At 74.9% G+C, this 22,863-nt stretch carries 16 protein-coding genes; 8 read left to right on the top strand and 8 right to left on the bottom strand.

What is annotated here, in order from left to right:
* Nucleotides 1-5: 5 nt before the first annotated feature.
* Nucleotides 6-1,412, bottom strand: coding sequence for an MFS transporter (locus BSL84_RS05685; protein ID WP_030037289.1), 1,407 nt, complete (start codon nucleotides 1,410-1,412; stop codon nucleotides 6-8).
* A 73-nt stretch (nucleotides 1,413-1,485) separates the two neighbouring features.
* Nucleotides 1,486-2,256: a glycerophosphodiester phosphodiesterase family protein gene (locus tag BSL84_RS05680; protein WP_030037291.1), complete on the bottom strand. Its 771-nt coding sequence runs from the start codon at nucleotides 2,254-2,256 to the stop codon at nucleotides 1,486-1,488.
* 171 nt (nucleotides 2,257-2,427) lie between these two features.
* Here BSL84_RS05680 and BSL84_RS05675 point away from each other — a divergent pair, with 171 nt between their 5' ends.
* The gene (locus BSL84_RS05675; RefSeq protein ID WP_075969948.1) at nucleotides 2,428-3,930 is read left to right on the top strand and encodes a PLP-dependent aminotransferase family protein; all 1,503 of its coding nucleotides are present in this window, start codon (nucleotides 2,428-2,430) and stop codon (nucleotides 3,928-3,930) included.
* Between the two features lie 291 nt (nucleotides 3,931-4,221).
* Here BSL84_RS05675 and BSL84_RS05670 read toward each other — a convergent pair whose 3' ends face one another.
* Both BSL84_RS05670 and BSL84_RS05665 read right to left on the bottom strand, forming a co-directional pair.
* On the bottom strand, nucleotides 4,222-5,823 hold the full coding sequence (locus BSL84_RS05670) for an ATP-binding protein (RefSeq protein WP_075969947.1): 1,602 nt from the start codon (nucleotides 5,821-5,823) through the stop codon (nucleotides 4,222-4,224).
* A gap of 69 nt (nucleotides 5,824-5,892) precedes the next feature.
* On the bottom strand, nucleotides 5,893-6,087 hold the full coding sequence (locus tag BSL84_RS05665) for a hypothetical protein (protein ID WP_030031218.1): 195 nt from the start codon (nucleotides 6,085-6,087) through the stop codon (nucleotides 5,893-5,895).
* Between the two features lie 304 nt (nucleotides 6,088-6,391).
* Between BSL84_RS05665 and BSL84_RS05660 the strand changes: the two genes are divergently transcribed.
* Together BSL84_RS05660 and BSL84_RS05655 are read left to right on the top strand one after the other, a co-directional pair.
* A complete protein-coding gene (locus BSL84_RS05660) occupies nucleotides 6,392-6,808 on the top strand; it encodes an ankyrin repeat domain-containing protein (RefSeq protein WP_045323190.1) in 417 nt (138 codons plus the stop codon).
* A gap of 320 nt (nucleotides 6,809-7,128) precedes the next feature.
* Nucleotides 7,129-8,526, top strand: a complete 1,398-nt coding sequence (locus BSL84_RS05655) for a hypothetical protein (RefSeq protein WP_075969946.1) — start codon at nucleotides 7,129-7,131, stop codon at nucleotides 8,524-8,526.
* A gap of 204 nt (nucleotides 8,527-8,730) precedes the next feature.
* On the opposite strand, the gene BSL84_RS05650 is transcribed toward BSL84_RS05655, so the two are convergent.
* From BSL84_RS05650 to BSL84_RS05640, 3 genes are read right to left on the bottom strand one after another with little or no spacing between them, the layout of a single operon-like run.
* On the bottom strand, nucleotides 8,731-9,597 hold the full coding sequence (locus BSL84_RS05650; RefSeq protein WP_075969945.1) for a biotin-dependent carboxyltransferase family protein: 867 nt from the start codon (nucleotides 9,595-9,597) through the stop codon (nucleotides 8,731-8,733).
* Nucleotides 9,590-10,210, bottom strand: coding sequence for a 5-oxoprolinase subunit B family protein (locus BSL84_RS05645; protein ID WP_030033795.1), 621 nt, complete (start codon nucleotides 10,208-10,210; stop codon nucleotides 9,590-9,592). The genes BSL84_RS05650 and BSL84_RS05645 overlap by 8 nt, the downstream gene beginning before the upstream one ends.
* Nucleotides 10,207-10,974 (bottom strand): LamB/YcsF family protein, encoded by a 768-nt coding sequence (locus BSL84_RS05640; protein ID WP_075969944.1) that lies wholly within the window; start codon nucleotides 10,972-10,974, stop codon nucleotides 10,207-10,209. Before BSL84_RS05640 ends, BSL84_RS05645 begins: the two co-directional genes overlap by 4 nt.
* Before the next feature lie 197 nt (nucleotides 10,975-11,171).
* On the opposite strand from BSL84_RS05640, the gene BSL84_RS05635 reads away from it, so the two are divergent.
* From BSL84_RS05635 to BSL84_RS05625, 3 genes are all read left to right on the top strand, one after another.
* Nucleotides 11,172-12,674, top strand: coding sequence for a hypothetical protein (locus tag BSL84_RS05635; protein ID WP_234308510.1), 1,503 nt, complete (start codon nucleotides 11,172-11,174; stop codon nucleotides 12,672-12,674).
* A 289-nt stretch (nucleotides 12,675-12,963) separates the two neighbouring features.
* Entirely contained in the window at nucleotides 12,964-13,866 is a 903-nt protein-coding gene (locus BSL84_RS05630; protein WP_030032538.1) for a hypothetical protein, read from the top strand.
* 52 nt (nucleotides 13,867-13,918) lie between these two features.
* Nucleotides 13,919-18,637 carry a hypothetical protein gene (locus BSL84_RS05625; protein ID WP_075969943.1) on the top strand — a complete coding sequence of 1,573 codons (4,719 nt, stop codon included), beginning with the start codon at nucleotides 13,919-13,921 and terminating at the stop codon, nucleotides 18,635-18,637.
* Between the two features lie 107 nt (nucleotides 18,638-18,744).
* On the opposite strand, the gene BSL84_RS05620 is transcribed toward BSL84_RS05625, so the two are convergent.
* Entirely contained in the window at nucleotides 18,745-19,179 is a 435-nt protein-coding gene (locus BSL84_RS05620) for a hypothetical protein (RefSeq protein ID WP_075969942.1), read from the bottom strand.
* Nucleotides 19,180-19,562: 383 nt separating this feature from the next.
* Between BSL84_RS05620 and BSL84_RS37425 the strand changes: the two genes are divergently transcribed.
* Together BSL84_RS37425 and BSL84_RS05610 are read left to right on the top strand one after the other, a co-directional pair.
* Nucleotides 19,563-22,388 (top strand): nitrate- and nitrite sensing domain-containing protein, encoded by a 2,826-nt coding sequence (locus BSL84_RS37425; RefSeq protein WP_075969941.1) that lies wholly within the window; start codon nucleotides 19,563-19,565, stop codon nucleotides 22,386-22,388.
* Nucleotides 22,385-22,822: a roadblock/LC7 domain-containing protein gene (locus tag BSL84_RS05610; RefSeq protein WP_030016314.1), complete on the top strand. Its 438-nt coding sequence runs from the start codon at nucleotides 22,385-22,387 to the stop codon at nucleotides 22,820-22,822. Before BSL84_RS37425 ends, BSL84_RS05610 begins: the two co-directional genes overlap by 4 nt.
* The last annotated feature ends 41 nt before the right edge of the window (nucleotides 22,823-22,863 follow it).

The raw sequence follows: 22,863 nt of genomic DNA, 5'->3' as shown, positions 1-22,863 counted from the left end.
CCGTCTCAGATCCGCTCCGGTACAGGATTGCCCGCCGCCTCCACCGCCCGCCGCACCGGCACTCGGGCGAGCAGCAGGAACCCCAGTGCGAAGAAGGCCACGAGCGAGATGATCGCGTCCCGGTAGCTTCCCGTCACCTGGTAGGTCAGGCCGAAGACGAGCGGCCCCACCCAGCTCAGACCGCGGTCGCTCATCTCGTACGCCGAGAAGTACTCGGCCTCCTTGCCCGCGGGCACCAGGTGCGAGAACAGCGAGCGCGACAGCGCCTGGCTGCCGCCCAGCACCAGGCCGATCATCGCGGCGAGGGCGAAGAACCACACCGGCGTCCGGGCGGGCAGGAAGTAGCCGACCCCCAGGGTCACCGCCCACGCGGCCAGCGAACCCAGGATCGTCCGCTTCGCGCCGTAGATCCGGGCCAGCCGGCCCATCCCCAGCGCCCCGCCGACCGCGAGGACCTGCACCAGCAGCACGGCCCCGATGAGGGTGCCCTGTTCCAGCTCCAGCTCCTCCGAGCCGTAGATCGAGGCCTGGGAGATCACCGTCTGCACGCCGTCGTTGTAGATCAGGTACGCCAGCAGGAACGACAGGGTCAGCGGGTAGCGCCGCATGTCCTTGAAGGTCGCGACCAGCTGCCTCCAGCCGCTGACGGCCGGCGCCGCCCCCGGCTCCCGGACCACGGCCCGGTCCCGCAGGCGGCGCAGCGGGATCAGGGCGAACGCGCCCCACCACAGGCCCGCCGAGGCCAGGCAGATGCGGACGGCCATGCCCTCGGAGACGCCGAAGGCGTCGTGGCCCAGGTAGAGGGCCAGGTTCATGACGAGCATCAGCGAACCGGCGGTGTAGCCGAAGGCCCAGCCGCGCGAGGACACGCTGTCCCGCTCGTCGGGGGTGGAGATCTGCGGCAGATAGGCGTTGTAGAGCACCATCGACACCGACAGCGAGGCGTTCGCCACGACCAGCAGGAACCCGCCCAGCAGATAGCGCTCGCCGCCCAGGAGGAACATGGCGGTCGTCGCCGCGGCCCCCGTGTACGCGGCCACCGCCAGCAGCGGCTTCTTGCGGCCCGTCCGGTCCGCGACCGCACCCGCGATCGGCATCAGCAGGACCGCCAGGATCACCGAGGCCGAAACCGAGTAGGCGAAGAAGGACCCGGCCCGCACGGGTATCCCCAGCGGGTGCACGAAGCCCTCGGCGTCCGCCGCGGCCTTGGCCACCGAGGTGAGGTACGGCCCGAGGAACACCGTCAGCACGCTCGCCGAGTACACCGACACGGCGAAGTCGTAGAAATACCAGCCGCGCTGCTCGCGCTTGCGCTCGGCGGCCGAGGCAGCCGCCGGGCCCTTCCCGGCCGCCGCGGATCTGCCGTCCTCCGCCCCCGGTTCCGCTTCCTCGGCCCGGCTGCTCTTGTCCACGCTCACTCGTCGTCCCCCTAGGTGGTCCCGTACCGCACCGGCCGCCGTGTCCGCCGCGGCGGCCGGGAGCGGGTCAGGCCCAGGCGCCGCGCCGGTCCAGCACCGTGCGCAACAAGTCGATGTGGTCGGTCATGATGCCATCGACCCCCAGGTCGAGGAGAGCCTCCATGCGTTCCGGTTCGTTCACGGTCCACACGTGGACCTGGAGGCCCCGCTCGTGCGCCGTCCGGACGAAGCGCCGGTCGACCACCCGGATGCCCGCCTGGGTCTCCGGCACCTGGGCCGCCACCGCGCCGACGCGCAGCGCCGCCGGGATCGCGTACGAGCGCAGTCGCAGCCCCACCACCCCGCGCACACCGTACGAGGTCGCCAGCCGCGGTCCGGCGATCCGCTGGGCGCGGGCCACCCGGCCCTCCGAGAAGGAGCCCACGCAGACCCGGTCCCAGATCCCCGTGCGCGAGATCAGGTCGACCAGCGGGTACAGCGCCGCCTCGGCCTTGACGTCGATGTTCCACCGGGCGTCCGGGAACTCCTCCAGCAGCTCCTCGAAGAGCGGCAGGGGCTCGGTGCCGCCCACCCGGGCCTCGCGGACCCGCTCCCAGGGCAGCTCGGCGATCCGCCCCCGGCCGTCGGTGACCCGGTCCAGTGTCGGGTCGTGGAAGGCGACGAGCCTGCCGTCGGCCGTGGCGTGCACATCGGTCTCGAAGTACCGGTAGCCCGCTTCGGCGGCCCGGCGGAACGCCGCAGCGGTGTTCTCCAGCCCGTCCGCGGCACCTCCCCGGTGCGCGAAGGGGATGGGGGCCGGGTGGTCCAGATACGGATGGCGAAGGCGTACGTGCGTCACGGCGGCAGTATCCCCCCTGGCACCACGGACCGGCGGTACGCGGGGAACGGAATACGGGAGGAGCGCCTACGCCCCTGGTGCGGGTGGACTGACTCGTGGCACGCTGTGCCCCGGAGAACAATCCAATCCAGGCCTCCTTCGAGGCCAATCGGACGAAAGTGGACCGACGCCATGGCCGAATGGACCTCAGCGGTCGGTGCCGCACAGCTCGCCCGGCTCGTCACCTCGCAGCAGGAGCGGATTGCCGTGCCCGGCGCCCGCAAGCCGCCCGCCTACCGCACCCTCGCCGACGGCATCCGGCTGCTCGTCCTCGAAGGCCGCGTCCCGGTCGCCGCCCGACTGCCCGCCGAGCGGGAGCTCGCCGTCGCACTGTCGCTCAGCCGCACCACCGTCGCCGCCGCCTACGAGGCACTGCGCGGGGAGGGCTTCCTGGAATCCCGCCGGGGCGCCGGCAGCTGGACCTCCGTCCCCGCCGGGAACCCGCTGCCCGCCCGGGGCCTGGAACCGCTGCCGCCCGAGTCCCTCGGCTCCATGATCGACCTCGGCTGCGCCGCGCTGCCCGCGCCCGAACCGTGGCTGACCAGAGCCGTCCAAGGGGCCCTGGAGGAACTGCCGCCGTACGCGCACACCCACGGGGACTACCCGGCGGGCCTGCCGGCGCTGCGCCGGATGCTCGCCGACCGCTACACCGAGCAGGGCATCCCCACCATGCCCGAGCAGATCATGGTGACCACCGGGGCGATGGGCGCCATCGACGCCATCTGCAGCCTGTTCGCCGGACGCGGCGAGCGCATCGCCGTCGAGTCCCCCTCCTACGCCAACATCCTCCAGCTGATGCGCGCCGCCGGGGTCCGGCTCGTACCGGTCGCCATGGCCGACGGGCTGGCCGGATGGGACATGGACGTCTGGCGGCAGGTCCTGCGGGACTCCGCACCGCGCCTCGCCTACGTCGTCGCCGACTTCCACAACCCCACCGGAGCCCTCGCCTCCGAGGACCAGCGCCGCGCGATGGTCGAGGCGGCCCGCTCCGCGGGAACCGTCCTCGTCGCCGACGAGACCATGCTCGAACTCCAGCTGGAGCCGGAGCTGGAGATGCCCCGCCCCGTCTGCTCCTTCGACCCGGCCGGCAGCACGGTGATCACCGTGGGCTCCGCGAGCAAGGCCTTCTGGGCGGGCATGCGGATCGGCTGGGTCCGGGCGGCCCCCGACGTGATCCGCAGCCTGGTCGCGGCCCGCGCCTACGCCGACCTGGGCACCCCGGTGCTGGAACAGCTGGCCGTGAACTGGCTGATGCGGACCGGCGGCTGGCAGGAGGCGGTGGAGATCCGCAGGCAGCAGGCCCGCGAGAACCGCGACGCGCTGGTCTCGGCGGTCCGGCGGGAGCTCCCCGACTGGGAGTTCGAGGTCCCCGCAGGGGGTCTGACGCTGTGGGCCCGAGCCGGCGGACTCTCCGGCTCCCGCCTGGCCGAAGTGGGCGAGCGCGTGGGCGTACGGGTGCCCTCCGGTCCGAGGTTCGGTGTGGACGGAGCCTTCGAGGGCTACGTCCGGCTGCCGTTCACGGTGGGCGGACCGGTGGCCGAGGAGGCCGCCACCCGCCTGGCGGCGGCAGCCCGCCTCGTGGGCAGCGGTGCGGGCGACAGCGGCACGGAACCGCCCCGCACGTTCGTCGCATAACGCGTCGGATGCCCAGGGGGCCGACCGCATCGCGACAGGTGCCCCAGGGGCCGGGGACGGGGAGGGGTGCTGTCCGGGACGTGCAACGTGATTTGTGGCGCGCAACCACTCCCCACCCCCGAAGCCCCGGTCAGGGCGCCATAAATCATGGGTCCAGGACGGCGCCCCGCCCCGTCCCCGGCCCGCCCCTCCGCCCGGCAGGCCCCCGGCCCGGCCAGGTCAAGCGCTGGCCGCCAGAGCAAGGCCCGGCCAGGGCAGAGGCACCCCGCCCCCCGCCCGGGAGGGCAACGGCTACGCCTCCGGCGCCTCCACAGCCGCCGCCACCGCCGGGGCGGCCGGCTGCCCCTGGAACGCCTTGGCCAGCGCCGCCCCCGGCGCGGGCCCCTGCTGCCGCTCCGGCAGGAGGTCGAGCACCGCCTGCCGGTACGCCGGATGCGCCGCCTCGTCGTACGGGTCCGGCGTGGCCGGCACCTGGAGGCGGTGCACCGGCCCGGTGCCGAGCCGCGCGTACCCGCGCCCCGGCGGCACCTGGCTCGTCGGCGTGGTGTGCGGCGGCAGCCCGAGGACGTCGGTGATCTGCTGGATCGCGGCGGGCCCGAGCACGATCCGCGCCCGGGTGTGCTGCCACACGGCGTCGTGGAGCATCTCCAGGTGGTCGAACTGCTCGGCGACGACCACCGTGATGTGCGCGGGCCGCCCGTGCCGCAGCGCCACCTGGAGGTGGGCCATGGGGTCGGGCCCGCCCTCCGCGACCGCGAGGTGGGCGAGCACGCTGGGCTGGTCCAGCAGGATCCACAGCGGGCGCCGGGTGTCCTCCGGGGCGGGCCGGCCGGCCTCACGCGCCCGGTGGACGGCGATGAGCCGCCGCTCGGTCTCCTGCGCCGCCCATTCCAGCGTGGCCACCGCGCCGACCGGCCCGCACTCCACGGCGAGGACGCCGGCCCGGCCGGTCAGACAGGCGTACTCGCCGCTGCCGCCGCCGTCGACGACCAGTACGTCGGCGCCGTGCCGCAGGGCCTGCAGGGCGAGGGAACGCAGCAGGGTCGAGGTGCCGCTGCCGGGCTGGCCCACGGCGAGCAGGTGGGGTTCGGTGGAGCGGGGCCCGGTGCGCCAGATGACCGGCGGGACGTCGCGGGGCTGCTCGCCGTCCAGCACGGGCAGGGTGCGCTGCACGCTCGCGGAGTCGGTGAAGCCGAGCACGCTCTCGCCGGGGGAGGTGACGAACGGCTGGGCGGCGATGCCCGTCGGCAGCGCCGTCAGGACGCTCAGGTCGAGCTGGTTGCCCTCCTCGTCCCAGTCGAAGAGGTATTCCCGTCCACGCCCGGACTTGGCGTGCAGCAGAGCCTCGATCCGGGCCCGTGAGGCGGCTTCGCCGTCGGTGAAGTACGCCGGGTAGCGGATGTGGAGCCTGGTGAGCCGGCCCGCTTCGTCGAACTCGTAGCCGCTGAAGGCCTTGTCCCACTCCCCGCCGTGGGCGAAGAGCGGACTGGGGTCCTCCGGGATGGAGAAGTACGGCACGAGGGCTTCGTAGAGGGCGCCGAGCCGTTCGGACTCGGCATCGCTGGGTCCCGTCTTCACCGGGGTGCGGTCGCGCCCCCGCCAGGCGGCCGCCGCCATGAGGGTGACCAGGGCGAGGAGCGGGCCGTAGGGGAGGAGTGCGACCACGAGGACGCAGGCCGCTCCGAGGAACAGGGCGGGACCGCGCTTGTCCTTGGGCGTCTCGGACCATCTGCGCCGCCCGGCCGCGGCCAGGATGCGCAGGCCGCGGCCGATGACGAGGAGCGGATGGAGTACGTCCGTGGCGCTGTCGGCGGCCGTGCGAGCGAGGTCGCGGCCCCGGGCCAGCGACGTGGTGCCGCTGCTGAGGATGCGGGGGAGTGGGCGCCGGGCCACGGGCGTCTCCTGGAGTTGTGGTCGTGAGCGTTGTTCCGGGTGGGGCTCGTGATTCCTGCTCGGCGGCCGCTAGAGCTTGATCCCGCCGAGCAGGCTCGCAAGGCTCGCGGTGCTCGCCGTGATGCTGGGGGCGATGGCCGAGCCGGCGAGGAAGAAGCCGAAGAGCGAGCAGACGAACGCGTGCGTCAGCTTCATCCCGTCCTTCTTGAAGAACAGGAAGCAGATGATGCCGAGCAGGACCACGCCTGAGATGGACAGGACCATGAGTGCTTCTCCTGGTTGGTGGGGACAGTCACCATCAGTTGTTCCAGGCTCACAGGAAGTATCAATGCGAAAAAAGGTGCATACGGGTGAATCCGGCAGTTTTTCACTTGACCGGCTCAGCCCGGCTGGCGCGGCCGCCCCGCAGCGGTCATGGGGTGGTCCCCGCCTCGGCCCGACCCGGACATGCCCAGGCCAGGGCGCTACTCTGGCGATTCACCCGTACGGACGCAGCGCCGTGCGCCCCCCTGCCCCGCACGGCCTGGGGAAGCTTGATGCCAGCAGCGAGTGAAAGGCGGTACGCACGATGAGCGAGCACCCCGAAGGCGCCTCCCCGGAAGCCCCCGACGCGGACGTCGTCGAACTGGCGACCAAGATCTTCGACCTCGCCCGACAGGGCGAGAGCGCCCGGCTCGCCGCGTACCTCGACGCCGGGGTCCCGGCGAACCTCACCAACGACCGCGGCGACACCCTCGTCATGCTCGCTGCCTACCACGGCCACGCCGACACCGTCACGGCCCTGCTGGCCCGCGGCGCCGAGGCCGACCGCGCCAACGACCGCGGCCAGACCCCACTCGCCGGGGCGGTCTTCAAGGGGGAGGAGGCGGTCATCCGCGCGCTGCTCGCCGGAGGGGCCGACCCGAACGCCGGAACCCCCTCCGCCGTGGACACGGCGCGCATGTTCGCCAAGGCCGACCTGCTGGAACTCTTCGGAGCCAAGTAGTCCGCTTTTTTCCGGGCGGAGACCGGTACAGACCTCACAGGTTGATCACGGCGGCCGTAAATGTGGTCGCGGTGCACAAACCGGCTGGGCCATCATGGCGTCGGATTCGATTCGCGAGCACGGGGGACGGGCAGACGGCCAGGACACGAAGGGTGTCCCGGCCCGGTCCGGCCAACCCTGGTCACGAACCACCGACGAGAGTGAGAAGGCAATGGTCTACATCGAGCGGAACAAGACGGCGGACGTCCTCACATGCTGTTACGCGGCCCTGTGAATCCCGATTCCCGGTTGCGTCCCCAGCTTGATTTGAGGCCATTCCCATGTTCGAACCAGTCATAGCGCCGAGCGGTACCCTGCTCGGCCTCCTCCAGCGGGGCCGTGGCGACGGCACGCTGCACGCACTCGCGGCGCCCAGGGCGGAGGCCCTCGCGGCCCTCAACCAGTGCGTAATCCGCGATCCGCGCCAGGACTGGCAGGTCGAGAACCGCTCGCTGTACTACGCCAGGCTCTACCTCGACCTCGACGGCCCCCTCGGCGAGATCGATAGCCACCTCTTCAGCGCCGACGACCCCGTCGACGACACGGACCACCGCACGGGCCTCGCCCTGTCCGTCCTGGGCCACCTGGCCTCGTACGGCCGCGACGACGCGCTCATGCTGCTGCGCCGCTACGCCGCCTCCGGGGCGAACTGGGCCTGGGCCCTCGACGAGCTCGCCCTGCGCGACGACGACGAGGGACTGCGGTCACTGGCCGCACCCGTCCTCGCCCGCTTCCCCGCCACCGCCGAGGGCGAGGCGCGGCTGGCCGCCGCCGTCCGCGACGCCTACGAGCCCCGGCCCTGGTGCCTGTGGGAGGAGTCGCCGCTGTACGGGGAGCGCCTGAGCGCCGCCCGCCGGCAGGGCTCCTTCGACCGCTGGCAGCGCCAGCTGACCCCGAGCGGCCCCCAGCCCGGCTGGGGCGTCCAGGCCGTCTTCGACTGGGCCGCCGACGGCCTGCGCCGCGGCACCCCCCTGCACGTGCCCGCCGCCCGCTGCCTCGCCGCCGTGGCCCAGCCCGAGGACCGCTCCGCCATCCTCGCGGCCGCCGCCGGCGCCGACGGCGAGGCCGCCCGGGCCACCGCCCTGCACCACCTGGTCCTCGCCGAACCGGACAACCCGGCCGTGCTGGACCTCATCGAGGCCGCCGGCGACGAGCCCGCCGTGGCCGCGTACGAGCGCATGTGCGGCCCCGACGCCGTCGAACGCGCCCGGCGCTGGGTCCACCGGCCCGACGCCCTCGGCGAGGCCGCCGCGGCCACCCTGGCGGCCCGCGGTGGCGCCGAGGACGCCCCCCTGGTCCTGAGCGCCCTGCGCTCCACCGTGCGCGGCTCGGGCCCCGACACCCCGAGGCTGTTCGCCCTGGTCGACGGAGCCGGCCGGCTCGCCATCGGCTGCGCGGCGCCCGTGCTGCGCCACATCTACCGCGAGACGTCCTCGTCCCACCTGCGCGGCCGGGCCGCGCGGGCCCTCGCCAGCACCGACCCCTCCTTCGCGGCCGGCTTCGCGGTCGAATGTCTCTGGGACTGCGAGGAGACGACCCGCGAGGTGGCCGCCCGCCACGCCGAGACGGCCGACGCCCGCGTCGCCCCGCGCCTGCGCCGCCTGGCCGCCGACCCGGCCGAGGAGGAGGACGTCCAGTCCGCCGTCCGCAGCCGCATCGCACCGGAGTCGGCGGTGTAGGGATGTCCGGCGGATCAGGGGCGGACACCCGGTAGCGCCCTACCGGCACCACTCGGCCCGGCCCCTCGACCAGAGGGGCCGGGCCGAGCGCTGTGAGATCCGGCGGTCCGGTCCCGTGTCCTGAGCTGTGCACCCGGCTCCTCCCCTGCGCAGGGGCCCCGGCGGCCCCTCACCCCGTACGTGGCCGCAGCCCCCGAAAGCGTTTCACCGGGCCCGCACGAACCTGACCGGAGTGCCCGGCCGGGCCTGCGCCGCCGCGTCCAGGGCCGGGCCCGGTTCGACCACGCCGACCACCGGATAGCCACCGGTCACCGGATGGTCGGCCAGGAACACCACCGGCAGTCCGTCCGGCGGCACCTGGACCGCGCCCAGCACCATGCCCTCGCTCGCCAGCTCCCCGGCCCGCGCGCGGACCAGCGCGCGGCCGCCCTCCGTACGCAGCCCGATCCGGTTGGAACGGGGCGAGACCCGGAACACCGAGCGCCACAGGCCGGCCAGGGACGCCGCCGAGAACCACTGCGCCCGCGGCCCGAGCCGCAGCGGCAGCACCAGCTCCGACGGCGCACCGGGCAGCCCGTACGCGTCCGCCCCGGCCACCGGGCCCGGCCCGGGAGGGCTCACCGGCAGCGCCGTCCCGGCCGACATGACCGGCGGCCCCAGGCCCGACAGCAGGTCCGTGGAGCGACTGCCCAGGACCGGCGGTACGGCGAGACCTCCCCGCACCGCGACATAGCTGCGCAGCCCCGACTCCGCCCGGCCCACCTCCAGCTCCGCCCCGGCCGGCAGCCGGACCGGCGCCCCCCAGGCCGCGGGGCGCCCGGAGACCCGTACGGGACAGGGCGCGCCCGTGACCGCCACGACCACCGGGGCCGCCGTGCGCAGCGACACCCCGTCGAGGGTCGTCTCCAGCACGGCGGCGTCCGGCGGATTGCCGAGCAGGCGGTTCGCCAGCCCGTACGCCGCCATGTCCAGCGCTCCCGAGCGGGGGACCCCCAGGTGCGCGTGGCCCGGGCGGCCCAGGTCCTGAACCGTGGTCAGCGCCCCCGGCCGTACCACCAGCAGCTCAGTCACGGCCGGCCTCCGTGAACCGCACGCGGACGCCGGGGGAGAACAGCGCCGCCGGCTCCCGCGCGGGGTCGAAGAGCACCGCGTCGGTGGAGCCGATCAGCTGCCAGCCGCCGGGGGAGGAGCGCGGGTACACCCCCGCGTACTCGCCGGCCAGCGCGAGCGAGCCCGCGGGGACGGCCGTGCGCGGCGTGTCCCGGCGCGGTACGTGAAGCCGCTCCGGCAGCCCGGTCAGATAGCCGAAGCCCGGCGCGAACCCGCAGAAGGCCACCCGGAAGGCGGTGGCGCCGAGGATGCCCGCCACCTCACCCGGGTCCACCCCCCACAGCCGGGCCACCTCCGCCAGGTCCGGCCCGTCGTACCGCACCGGGACGCAGACCAGCGGTCCCTCGGCGGCCGCGAGCGGCGGCACCTCCCAGCCGGCGATCCGGGCACCGAGCGCGGCCGGATCCCGTACGCCGTCCAGCAGTACGGTCCGCGCCGCGGGCACCAGGTCCCGTACGGGCCCGAGCGCGCCCGCTGCCCGGCGGCGCAGCAGCTCGGCGTGGAGCGCGGCGACCTCGTCCGCCGAGTCCACTTCGATCAGCAGCGCCTGCGACCCGACCACCAGCGCCCTCACGTGAAGGCCTCCACCCGCACCCCGGCGGCGCCCAGCGCCTCCCGGACGCGCAGCGCGAGCCCGGCCGCCCCGGGGGTGTCCCCGTGCAGGCACAGCGACCGCGCGGCCACGGTGACGGCCGAGCCGTCGGCGGCCGTCACCGTGCCGCCGGCGGCCATGCCGACGGCCCGCGCGACCACGGCGTCCGGGTCGTGCACGACGGCTCCCGGTTCGGCGCGCGGCACCAGCGTCCCGGCCGGGGTGTAGGCGCGGTCGGCGAACGCCTCCGGTACGGGAGCCAGCCCGGCGTCGGCGGCGGCGGAGAGCAGGAGCGAGCCGGGCAGCCCCAGGACGGGCAGGCCGCCGGTCGCCCCGGCGCCGGCCGCCAGCCGGACGCCCGCGACGACGGCGGCGGCCTGGCCGGCGTCGTGCACGGTCCGGTTGTAGAGCGCGCCGTGCGGTTTCACGTAGGACACCCGGGAGCCGGCCGCCCGCGCGAAGACCTCCAACGCACCGATCTGATAGGCCACCTCGTCGGCGAGCTCGCCCGGCGGCACATCCATGGAGCGCCGGCCGAAGCCGGCCAGATCGCGGTAGGAGACCTGCGCGCCGATCCGTACGCCCCGCTCGGCGGCCAGCTCGCAGACCCGGCGCATGATGGACGGGTCCCCGGCGTGGAAGCCGCAGGCGACGTTGGCGCTCGTGACGACGGAGAGCAGGGCCTCGTCGTCGGTGAGCGTCCAGCGCCCGAATCCCTCGCCGAGATCGGCGTTGAGGTCGATCACCGCAGTCGATGCGATCATGGAATCCATGCGCCGAGCGTAGAGCAGGCGACGGGACCGGGTGCGGCGGCGGAAGCCCGTACGGCCGCCGTGCGCACGCCGGTCCGGATGCCGGTCCGGATACGGGTGCGGATGCGGGGACGATCCGGCCGAACCATGCCGTTTGGGATGTTGTCCGTGTCAGCGCCTAGTCTTTGTCCGTGACTTTCCCAGCCCCGGCGAAGACCCTTCCCTCCCCGGCGCCGGGCCCGGCCGCCGACGAGGGCCTGGCCCGGCGGCTGCGCGCGCTCGCCTGCACCGCCCCGCTGCACGACCTCGACGTACGCAAGGCCAATCTGGCGGGCGAGTACGGGATCTACGCCATGGCGGAGGTCGCGCTCGCCGCGATCGACCTGGTCACGCTCAACATGGACTTCGACACGGGCGCCGACCACGAGCAGATAGTGGCCAGGCTGCTGCCGCGCGTCGCGGCCCAGGCACCCTCCCGCCCGGCAGCCGAGCACGAGCGGGTGGCCCGCTGGGTGCTGGAGAACCTGATCAACGTCGGCAGCGTGGACCGCGGCTTCCGCGCGATCTACGGCACCTTCGGCCCGGACGGCGTCTACGTGCGCCGCGACTACGACTTCAAACTGATCGAAGAGGTCCCCTACGGCGGCGCGGTCTACCTGCGCACCACCGACGAGGCGGTCAACGTCCTGGTCGGCGCCCTCGACACCGACGTCACCAGCGCCCAGATCGCCGCCGAGGTCAAGCTGGAGGTGCTGATCAGCCGCGGACGGCTGGCGGACGCCCAGCTGGCCGCCGAGCAGGCCCGCTACCGCACCGTCCAGTACGCCGAGACACTGCGCCGCACCCTCGACGCGACCCGGCGCAACGTCCGCGCGGTGGACTGGCTCCAGGCCGTCCCCGACATGATCGCCGAGGCCCTCGACCACGTCGCCGACCGCTACCGCCACGAGAACGCGATCCTCACCAACATCCGCAAGGCGCGCGACGAGGCCGAGGAACCGGAGAACAAGCGCCGCGCCGCCGAGCTCGTCGACATCGTCAAGGACTGCATCCGCCGCCACACCCAGCTGCAGTCCCGTCTGCTGGACGCCGGCCCGCTCTTCCGTGCCGAGCAGGACCGGCAGGCCTTCGCCGCCCCCGCGCCGCGCACCGGCATCGACCTGTACGGCCAGCTCGTCGCGCCGCTGCTGCCCCTGCCCGTGGAGCAGGCGCGCCGGGTGACCGACGCCTTCTTCGCCGCCGGAACGGGGCTGCGCACGCCCGTCTCGGTGCGGGTGGCCGACCTCGTCGAGATCCTGCTCACCCCGCCGGTGGAGCGCGAGCACCTCGGCGCGGAGATGCCGGAGCCGGACCTGATCGCCACCCCGGACGACAGCCGCTTCACCGAGGAGCAGCTCGCCGCCGCGACGGGGCTGCTGGACCTGCCGCACGACGCGCCGCGCCGGCTGTCCGGGCTGCTCGCGGAGGCCCGCCGCAGCGATCCCGACCTGCCGTACCTGGTGGCGCTGCTGGCCGTGCACGCCGCGAGCCCGGCCGTGGGCACCGCGTACCGCCAGGGCGAGGAGCGCCTGCTCTTCGCCGTGGACGACGGCACGCAGCTCGACGACCCCGAGTTCGGCGGCGCCGACCTCATCGTCGGCACCGCCCTCCTCGACGCCGCCGGCATGGCCGCCGACCGCGCGGAGGCCTCGTGACCCGCCGCGACTGCCGTGTCCTCACCCCGGCCGGACGTGCGGCGGCCGCCGCCCCGGCCGCGGCGAACCCGGCTCGGCCCGTGCTGAATCCGTCCCTGGCGGTACCCCGCACAGCCCCGCCGGCGCTTGAGGCGCGGGGTCCGGGGCGGAGCCCCGGGAACCCCGGCTCCGCCGGGCATCCGGCCGCGCCCGGCTTCCACCGCGCGGCGCAGCCGAAGCGTACGCCCACGCAACCCGACCGCATCCCCCGTACGCCCCGAGCGACCCGTACCGCCGAGGAGACCCGCCCGTGAGCGACCACCACGCCGAGCACCCCGCGTGGAGCGAGCCAGACACCCCGTCGGCTCCCGTCGCGCCCGCCACCGGAGGGTCCGTGACGCCCGCCGACGCCGCCGACGCGGCCCGGCTCGTCGCCTTCGGGCTCCAGCCCAAGCTGGCACCCGCCCGTGACGCCGAGTACGCCGAACTGCTGCGCCGCTACCGCGAGGAGCCCGCCTTCGGCCGTCTCGCCGACGCCGTGGCGACCGGACTGGGCCTCGTTGTCCTGGAGGTCTCCGCGCGCGCGGGCATGGCCGTGGCCGCCGACGAGGACTCCGTCTTCGCCGTCCGGATGGGCGACTACGCCCGCCGCACCGCCGCGGACTCCGCCGACCGGTTCCTGCACGGGCTCGCCCACCTCGCCGTCGCCGCCCTCGCCTTCCCGCGCCCCGAGGACCTCGCCGACGACGGCTACATCGGCCGCGTCACCGTCAACGGCGTCGACGCCTTCGTCCGACAGACATGCCGCCGCCTGGAGGAGCGCGCCGAGGAGCTAGGCGAGAACACCGACCCGGCCTCCGACGCCCCCGGACTGGAGGCCGCCTGGCGCGTCTACGCCCGCCGCAGCGCGACCGGCGCCACCAAGGACGCCCGCCGCCTCGCCGGATCCACCACCGGCATCGTCGGCAAGGCCGCCGCCTTCCTCACCGACTCCGGCTTCCTCCAGCGCACCGGGGACGAGGCCGGCGGCACCTACCGCACCACCCCCCGCTACCAGCTCCAGGTCCGCGACATGGCGGGCAGCTCGGCCATGGCCGAACTCCTGGAACTCGGCGTGGTCCCCGTCAGCGACGGCTCCGCCACCCTCCTGCCGCCGCCCGAGGGCGACGACCTGGAGCTGGCCGCCGACGCCGGGCTGCCCTTCCACGCCTGAGTCCCGATCCCCGTACACCCGCCTCACCCAGACACCACGAGAGTCCGCCGCCATGTACGAGCTGTCCCGGATCCGCCTCTACTCCATCGGGCCCGCCGGCGCGCGCTACGCCGACACCGTGCTCGACCTGCGCGGAGTCGGCGAGCCGGTGCCCCACCCGGCGCCGACCCAGGCGGAGTTCTTCGAGGAGGAGCCGGCCGGGCCACCGCGCCGCCCCGCGCCCGCCGGCGTGCTCTTCCTGGAGAACGGCGGCGGCAAGTCCGTCCTCCTCAAGCTGATCTTCTCGGTGATGCTCCCCGGCCACCGCAACACCCTCGGCGGCGCCAGCTCCGGCGTCCTGCGCAAGTTCCTGCTCGCCGACGACTGCGGCCACGTCGCCCTGGAGTGGCAGCACACCCAGACCGGCGAGTGCGTGGTCGTCGGCAAGGTCAGCGAATGGCGCGGCCGCCAGGTCTCCAACGACCCCCGCAAGTTCGCCGAGGCCTGGTACTCCTTCCGGCCCGGCCCGGGCCTGAGTCTCGACAGCCTGCCCGTCGCCGAGTCGACCGCCGTGCGCCCGCCCGTCGAAGGCGCCTCCGGCGCCCAGGGCCGCCGCCGCACGATGAAGGGCTTCCGCGACGCGCTCACCGACGCGGGCAAGGCGTACCCGCACCTGGAGGTCTGCTTCGAGGAGATCCACGACCGCTGGAACGAGCACCTCACCGAGCTGGGCCTGGACCCGGAACTCTTCCGCTACCAGCGCGAGATGAACGCCGACGAGGGCGAGGCGGCCGGCCTCTTCGCGGTCAAGAAGGACTCCGACTTCACCGACCTCCTGCTGCGCGCCGTCACCGACACCCGCGACACGGACGGCCTCGCCGACCTCGTCCACGGCTTCGGCAACAAGCTCGGCCGCCGCGCCGAGCTCATGGCCGAACGCGACTTCACCGCCGGCTCGGTGGACCTCCTCACCAGGATCGTCGAAGCCGCCGCGACCCGCTCCCGGCTGCGCGACGTCCACGCGGGCGCCGAACGCCGCACACGCACCCTCGCCCACCGGCTGTCCGCCCGCGCCGCCGAGGAGCGCGGCCGAGCCGCCGACCTCGCCCAGCGCGTCACCGCCGCCGCCCACGACGTCACCACCGCCGAGGCCGCCCGTACCCGCAGCGCGGCCGTCTCCGCCGAACTCGCCTACCGGCACGCCTCCCTGGCCCTGACCGTCGCCGACAAGGCAGCCGCCGCACAGCGCCGCGAACTCCTCGAAGCCCGCACCCTGCACTCCGCCTGGCAGGCCGCCGAGACCGTGCTGCGCCACCGGGCGGCCGCCGACCGCTCCGCCCGCGTCGCCGCCGCGATCCTGGAGGCCGAGCGCGACGCCGCCCCGGCCCTGGCCGCGCGTGCCACGGCCGCGGGCGAACTCGTACGGGCCCTGCACACCGCCGCCGAGGAGGGCGAGCGGCTCGCCAACGAGGAGGAGGAGCGCTCCGCCGCCCTCCAGGCCGTCGGCGAGGACTCCCACCGCGACGCCACCGCCGCGGCCACGGCCGCCCAGCGGGCCCGCAGCGAGGCCGAACACCTCAGGGCCAGGCTCAGCGAGGTCCAGCAGGAGACCGCCGAGGCCGTCCGCGCCGGCTGGCTCGACGACTCCGCCCCCGACGCCGACCCCGCTCGCGCCGCCCTGGCCGCCGCCGACGCGGAGAAGGCCGCCGTGGCCGCCTGGGACGAGGCCCGCGAGGCCGCCCGTGCCGCCACCGAAGCCGCCCGTGAGGCCGGCGCGACGGAATCCCGTGCCGAGCTGACCGCCGCCCGCGCCGCGGACGCCGCCGAAGCCGCCGAGGCCGCCCACGACGCCGAGCACCGCGCCGCCGCCTCGCTCGCCGCTTCCCCGCGCCTGGCCGAACTCCTCGGGCTGCCCTCGGCCGCGGACCCCGCCGACGTGTCCGTCCCCGCGCCCCGCACGGGCGACGGATCCACGGGCGCGTCCACCGGCGCGTCCGGCGGCGGCCCGCTCGGCGAGGCACAGGGGACCGGCCGCTCCGCGGTGGCCACCGCCGTCGGCCTGCTCACCGCCGAAGACCTCGACCGCAACGCCGACGACCTGCGCGAACTGCTCGCCGACGGTGTCGCCTCGGCCGAGCGCCAGCTGTTCGAGCTGCGCACCGCCGCGGCCGACGACTCCCGCATCCTCGGCGCGCTCGGCGACGGCGGCCTGCTCCCGCCCGGCCCGGACGTCCTCGCCACCGTCGAGTACCTCGGCGAACACGGCATCCCCGCGCTCCCCGGCTGGCGCTACCTCGCACAGGCCGTCGACCCCGCCGACCACGCCGCCGTCCTCGCGGCCCGCCCCGAGCTCGTCGACGGCGTCGTCATCACCGACCCCGACACCCACAGCAGGGCCCGCGAGGTCCTCTCCGGCGCCGCCCTGCTGCCCCGCTCCACCGTCGCCGTGGGCACGGCCGCAGCCCTGCTCGCACCCGTACCCCCGCCGGGCCCCGAAGGGGAGGACACCGCCGTCTTTCTCGTGCCGCCGAACCCGGCCATGCACGACGAGCACGCCGCCGACGAGGAGCGCCAGGCCCTGCGCGCCCGCGCCGCGGCCCGCGACACCGAGATCCGCGACCTGGCCGCCCGCCTCGCCGGCGACCGCGAGCTCTCCGCCCGGCTCGCCTCCTGGCGCACCGGCTGCCCGCCCGGCCGGCTCGGCGAGCTCGCGCAGGCGGCCGCCGCCGCCCGCATGTTCGCCGAGGAGACCGACGCCGAGCTCGCGGAAGCCCGTACCGTCCGCGCCGAGGCCGACGAGGCCGCCGCCGACGCCGCGCGCGTCCGCGACGAGCGCCAGGACACCGCCCAGCGCGCCCGCCGCGCCGCCGACGCCCTCGCGGGCCTCGCCTTCCGCCTGCGCGAGCGCGCCGGCTGGCAGGCCCGCGTACGCGAACTCGCCGACGAGGCCGCCGAGTCCGAGGCCCGCGCCGAGGCCTGCCTCGACCGAGCCCGCGCCGCCGACGAGGACCGCCGCGCCGCCCAGCGGGCCGCCGACGACGCCCGCCGCACCGCCCGGGCGCTGCGCGCCGAACGCGCCGAGATCGCCGGCGCCCCCGACCAGCTGCCCGACGCCGCCGACGGCCCGCGTGTGCCGCTTCCCGACCTCCGCGAGGCCTACCGCGCCGCCTCCCGGCTCTACGAGAAGGTCGGCGTCGGCGCCGACCTGCGCGCTGAACAGGCCCGCGCCGAGAGCGACGAGAGCGCCGCCCTCGCCGAACTCGACCGCCTCACCAACAAGGTCCGCACCCGCGCCGCCCAGCTCCTGGAGGGCACCGACGGCGCCGACGGCCCCTCCCGCCAGGCCGCGGCCGCCCGCGCCGAAGCCCTCGTACAGATGCTGGAGACCCGGGCGTCGGCCGCCAGCGAGCAGCTCGGCCGCCTGCGCGGCGAAGCCGAGCGGCACGCCCCCGCCGAGGGCGAGGCGCACACCGACCTGCCCGAGGAACTGGTCCCCGCGGACGTCGACCAGGCGCAGGCCCTGCTGCGGACCGCCACCGCCCAGCTCGCCGCCCACACCGCGGCTGTGGAGGGCGCCCGCGCCGCCCACGCGGACCTCCTGCGGGCCCACCGCACCGCCGAGGACGGCGCCGGGGGCTTCGACGAGACCGCGGCGCTCCTGCGGGACCTGCTGCGCGACCACACCCATCACGACGAGGAGCAGGAGCCGGCGGCGTACCCCGGCACGCTGGAGGAGGCCCGCCAGTCGGCCACCGAGGCCCGCCGCTCCCTGCGCGGCTGCTCCGCCGACCTGTCGGCCGCGGAGTCCGCGGTGCGCGAGGCGAGCGACGTACTGGTCCGGCACGCCAACGCCACTCGCTACGAGCAGGTACGCACCCCCGCGCGCCAGCAGATCCGGGAACTGCCCGCATCCGCCCTGCCCGAGCACGCGGCGGCCTGGGCGGCGGCCTTCGCCCCCCGGCTGCGTGTCCTGACCGACGAGCTGGCGCAGCTGGAGCGCAACCGCGACAGCATCGTCGACCGGCTGCGCGGCCTGGTCGAATCCGCCCTCGCCACGCTCCGCTCCGCACAGCGCCTGTCCCAGCTCCCCGAAGGCCTCGGAGAATGGTCGGGGCAGGAGTTCCTGCGGATCCGCTTCGAGGAACCGGACCAGGCCACCCTCACCGAGCGGCTCGGCGAGGTCATCGACGAGGCCACGCGCACGGCCGTGAAGAAGAACGGCGCCGCCGCCTTCGGCGAGGGCCGCCGCGACGGCATGTCCCTGCTGCTGCGGGGCGTGCAGGCGGCCCTGGAGCCCAAGGGCATCTCCGTGGAGATCCTCAAGCCGGACGCCGTGCTGCGCGCCGAACGGGTGCCGGTGGGGCAGATGGGCGACGTGTTCTCCGGTGGGCAGCTGCTGACCGCCGCCATCGCCCTCTACTGCACGATGGCGGCCCTGCGCAGCAACGACCGGGGCCGGGACAAGCACCGGCACGCGGGCACGCTGTTCCTCGACAACCCGATCGGCCGCGCCAACGCCACCTACCTGCTGGAGCTCCAGCGGGCCGTGTCCGACGCGCTCGGCGTCCAGCTGCTCTACACCACCGGACTGTTCGACACGACCGCCCTGGCGGAGTTCCCGCTGGTGATCCGCCTGCGCAACGACGCGGACCTGCGGGCGGGCCTGAAGTACATCAGCGTCGAGGAGCACCTGCGCCCCGGCCTGCCGCAGCAGTCCCCGGAGGGCGAGGCCATCCACGGCGAGATCACGGCCACCCGGATGTTCCGCCGCAGCGCCGCGCCGACCGCCTGACAGGGCCGTACACGCACCCCCGCGCGCGTCCGGCCGCCGGGGGCCGCCCTCCGGCCGCCGGGGGCCCGCCCTCCGTCCCGGCCGGGCCCTGCCGCGCGGCGGGACGCTCAGCGGCGGCCGAAGCCGGCGAGGGGCCCGTCCTCGCGGGCTATTCGGACCGGCCCGGCGCGCCTGCTCGCCACCCGCGCGGCCTTGGCCGCCCGGCGGGCCTCGCGGCGGCGCAGCCGCGCCGTGCTGCTCGGTTCCGAGACGACCCCGTGGCGCTGGTTCCACGTCTGCCGTGTGATCCACACGTCCAGCACGGCCCAGGTGGCCACGACGGTCGCGGCGACCGCGCCGAGCACCATCGGGAAGGCCAGCCAGGAGCCGGTCAGGCTCAGGAAGAACGCGATCGTCGCCTGGGTCAGCGTCACGGCGACCACCAGCACCGACCGCACCGCCGAAGCCCGCACCGGGTCCGGCATCCGCCGCCGGCGCGCCGGCTCCTCCACCCACAGGCCGCGCCGCGACCCACCGGCGCCGCCGCCCTCGTCACTGCTCATGGTCCGCCCACTCCCCACGCGGTCCGTACACCTACCCCAACACGTCTACCCCGACATGTCCCTCATAGAGACAGACGTCCGGCGGCGCCGGTAGATTCCCGGAAACCGGGATGCCTCCCCAGGCCCGGAAGATCGCGGAACGAATAATTCCAGCCATCCATCAGGCAGCGCGAACTGACACCTCACCAAGTGTCATCTGCCACATATCGGGCCGCACTTGACCGGAAGTGTCGGACAACTGGCGATCTTCCTCAGGGGGTCAGGCCGAAAACGTCCGGACACGCCTTCGAACCTACTCCCCAGCAGTAGTAGGCTCACGCCGTTTAAATGACGGAACACCGACCCCCGGCAACGGGGTTGATCTGGGGGAGGCTGGGGAGGCCATGCGCTTTCGCGGGAAGTCCATCCGCCGGAAGATCGTGGCGTTGCTCCTTGTGCCGCTCGTCTCCCTGACCGCCCTCTGGGGCTTCGCCACGGTCATCACGGGCCGCGAGGCCCTTCAGCTCTTCGACGTGGCCTACGTCATCGACAAGGTCGGCTACCCCGTCGAGGACGTCGCCCGCGTCATCCAGAAGGAGCGGCGCCAGACCCTGGTCGTCCTCGGAGACCCCCGGGCCGCCACCGCGACCGCCGAACTCGCCAAGCGCCGCGCCGAGACCGACCAGGCCGTCGAGAAGATCAGCGTGAGCGCCCGCGACCCCAAGGTCGTCGACGAGCTCAGCCCGCAGAGCGCCGAGCGCCTGCGCTCGATCGTCGACGCCTTCCACGGCATCGGCTCCATGCGCCGCTCCGTCGACCAGAACGCCCTCGACCCCGGCCAGGCCCTGGACCTCTACAACCGGCTCGTCGACCCCTGCTACGACTTCCTCATGAACCTCCACGGCCTCGACAACGTCGAGGTCGACAAGGAGGGCCGCGCGCTCGTCGGCATCAGCCGCGCCCGCGAACTGCTCTCCCGCGAGGACGCCGTGATCGCCTCCGCCCTCGCCGCGCGCAACATCACCACCGGCGACGTCCGCCGCGTGTCCGACTTCGCCGCCAACCGCACCCTGCTCTACGAGTTCAACCTCGTCACCCTTCCCGCCGAGGACCGCGAGCGCTTCGAGCAGTTCTGGAAGAACCCCCAGACCCAGCCGCTGCGTGACGCCGAGGAGCGCTTCATCTCCGGCGGCGCGGTCAACAAGCCGCGCAACCTCACCGCCGCCCAGTGGGACGAGGCCTCCGCCAAGGTCCTCGACGACCTCGCCGCCATGAACACCGAAGCCGGCGACCGCTACCAGCAGCGCATCGAGCCCGTCGCCACGGACGTCATGATCCAGGCCGCCGCGGCCGGCGTCCTCGGCTTCCTCGCCCTCGTCTTCTCCCTGGTCCTCTCCGTGCGCATCGGCCGCGATCTGGTCCGCGACCTCTCCCGGCTGCGCAAGGAGGCCCACGAGGCCTCCGGCGTCCGCCTCCCCAGCGTCATGCGGCGCCTCGCAGCCGGCGAACACGTCGACGTCGAGACCGAGGCACCCCACCTCGAATACGAGAAGGACGAGGTCGGCCAGGTCGGCCAGGCCCTCAACACCCTCCAGCGCGCCGCCGTCGAGGCCGCCGTCAAGCAGGCCGACCTGCGCCGCGGCGTCTCGGAGGTCTTCGTCAACCTGGCCCGCCGCAACCAGGTGCTGCTGCACCGCCAACTGACCCTCCTCGACACCATGGAGCGCCGCACCGAGGACACCGAGGAGCTCGCCGACCTCTTCCGCCTCGACCACATGACCACCCGCATGCGCCGACACGCGGAAGGCCTGGTGATCCTCTCCGGAGCGGCCCCCTCCCGCCAGTGGCGCAAGCCCGTCCAGCTCATGGACGTCGTACGCGCCGCCGTCGCCGAGGTCGAGGACTACGAGCGAATAGAGGTGCGCCGCCTCACCCGCCTCGGCATCGTCGGCCCCGCCGTCGCCGACGTCACCCACCTCATCGCCGAACTCCTGGAGAACGCCACCGTGTTCTCCCCGCCGCACACCGCCGTCCAGGTGCACGGCGAGCGCGTCGCCAACGGCTTCACCCTGGAGATCCACGACCGCGGCCTCGGCATGACCCCGGAGGCGCTGCTCGACGCGAACCTCCGGCTCGCCGAGACCCCCGAGTTCGAACTCTCCGACACCGACCGGCTCGGCCTCTTCGTCGTCAGCCGCCTCGCGCAGCGCCACGGCGTCAAGGTCGTCCTCCAGCCCAGCCCGTACGGAGGCACCACCGCGGTGGTCTTCCTCCCGGCGGGCCTGCTGACCGACGCCCCCGACACCAGCGGCAGCGGCGTACGGCTGGACGGCCACCGGGCCGCCAGGTCCGGCAGGGCCGCCAAGGCCGGCCAGATCGGCAGGACGCACTCCGAGCGCCCCGTCGCCCCCGCCGTGGAGCGCGTGGCCGCCGGCCGCCCGCTGCCCACCGCCGAACTGCGTGGCCCGGTCGAGCTGGAGGCCCCCCTCGGCGGCCGCGGCCTGGACCCCCTCGACGACCCCGCCGCCCTCGACGACGACCCGGCGGCCCTCGCGGGCCGTCCCGGCGCCGGCCGGCCCGCCATGGCGACCCTCGACGACGAGACCCCGCCGAACGGCACCCCGCGCAGCGCCCTGCTCGGCCTGCGCCCGGCCGACCGGCCGCACACCGACCGGCACGCCGAGCGCAACGGCTCCTCCCGCACCAGCGCCTCCCGCAACGGCGCCGCCCGCAACGGCGACCGCGAGCGCGAGCCGCTCGCCCCCACAGGACCGGTCCGGCTGGACACCCAGCGCCTGGAGGCCCCCCGTACCGACGGCCCCCGCTCCCAGGGTGCCGTGCCGCTGCCGCGGCGCCGCCCCACCCCGACCCTGGTCGCCGACCACGGCCGCCGGGTGGACCCCCGCCCGGTGTCCGTGGTCCCGCAGCACGCACCCGGATCCGGCGACGCGGAACCCGCCGCCGGCCCCGACACCGGCGGGCTGCCCCGCCGCATCCGCCAGGCCAGCCTGGCCCCGCAGCTCAAGAAGTCCGCGTCGTCCGCGCCCGCCGAAGCCGCCCCCGACCAGGTGGCAGACCGCGACGCGGAGGACGTACGCACGCGCATGTCCGCCCTCCAGCGTGGCTGGACGGCGGGCCGCAACCGGCACGCACAGCAGCAGTCCGAGACCGAGACGGGCACACTCCCCGCCGGCGGTCCCGCGAACGAGAACGAAGGGGACGGTCGATGACCGCACCGCAGACCGGCAACGACACCAGGGGCCGCGGCTCCGGCCCGCTCAACTGGCTCCTCGACGAGCTCGTCGACCGGGTCGGGTCCATCCGCAAAGCGGTGGTCCTCTCCGGCGACGGCCTGCCCACGGGCAGCTCCAAGGACCTGACCCGGGAGGACAGCGAGCACCTGGCGGCGGTCGCGTCCGGGTTCCACAGCCTGGCCAAGGGCGTCGGCCGGCACTTCGACTCCGGCCGGGTCCGCCAGACCGTCGTCGAGCTGGACGAGGCCTTCCTCTTCGTCATGGCCGCCGGCGACGGCAGCTGCCTCGCCGTCCTCGCCGACGCCGACTCCGACGTGGGCCAGGTCGCGTACGAGATGACGCTGATGGTGAAGCGGGTGGGGGACCACCTGGCGACCGCCCCACGCACCGGGCTGCCAGCCGGAGGGTGAGTCGGAAGGCATGAGCGACCCAGGCCAGGACCATCTCGCCG

It is taken from the genome of Streptomyces sp. TN58 (genome assembly GCF_001941845.1).
GTDB lineage: Bacteria > Actinomycetota > Actinomycetes > Streptomycetales > Streptomycetaceae > Streptomyces.
The sequence above is the reverse complement of the archived record's forward strand: the minus strand, read 5'-3'. Positions and strand labels throughout refer to the sequence as shown.

What these genes read in the sequence shown, in the direction of transcription:
- BSL84_RS05675 (WP_075969948.1), top strand. Translation starts at nt 2,428, where the DNA reads ATGGCCGAATGGACCTCAGCGGTCGGTGCCGCACAGCTCGCCCGGCTC.
- BSL84_RS05665 (WP_030031218.1), bottom strand. Translation starts at nt 6,087, where the DNA reads ATGGTCCTGTCCATCTCAGGCGTGGTCCTGCTCGGCATCATCTGCTTC.
- BSL84_RS05660 (WP_045323190.1), top strand. Translation starts at nt 6,392, where the DNA reads ATGAGCGAGCACCCCGAAGGCGCCTCCCCGGAAGCCCCCGACGCGGAC.
- BSL84_RS05655 (WP_075969946.1), top strand. Translation starts at nt 7,129, where the DNA reads ATGTTCGAACCAGTCATAGCGCCGAGCGGTACCCTGCTCGGCCTCCTC.
- BSL84_RS05625 (WP_075969943.1), top strand. Translation starts at nt 13,919, where the DNA reads ATGTACGAGCTGTCCCGGATCCGCCTCTACTCCATCGGGCCCGCCGGC.
- BSL84_RS05620 (WP_075969942.1), bottom strand. Translation starts at nt 19,179, where the DNA reads ATGAGCAGTGACGAGGGCGGCGGCGCCGGTGGGTCGCGGCGCGGCCTG.
- BSL84_RS37425 (WP_075969941.1), top strand. Translation starts at nt 19,563, where the DNA reads ATGCGCTTTCGCGGGAAGTCCATCCGCCGGAAGATCGTGGCGTTGCTC.
- BSL84_RS05610 (WP_030016314.1), top strand. Translation starts at nt 22,385, where the DNA reads ATGACCGCACCGCAGACCGGCAACGACACCAGGGGCCGCGGCTCCGGC.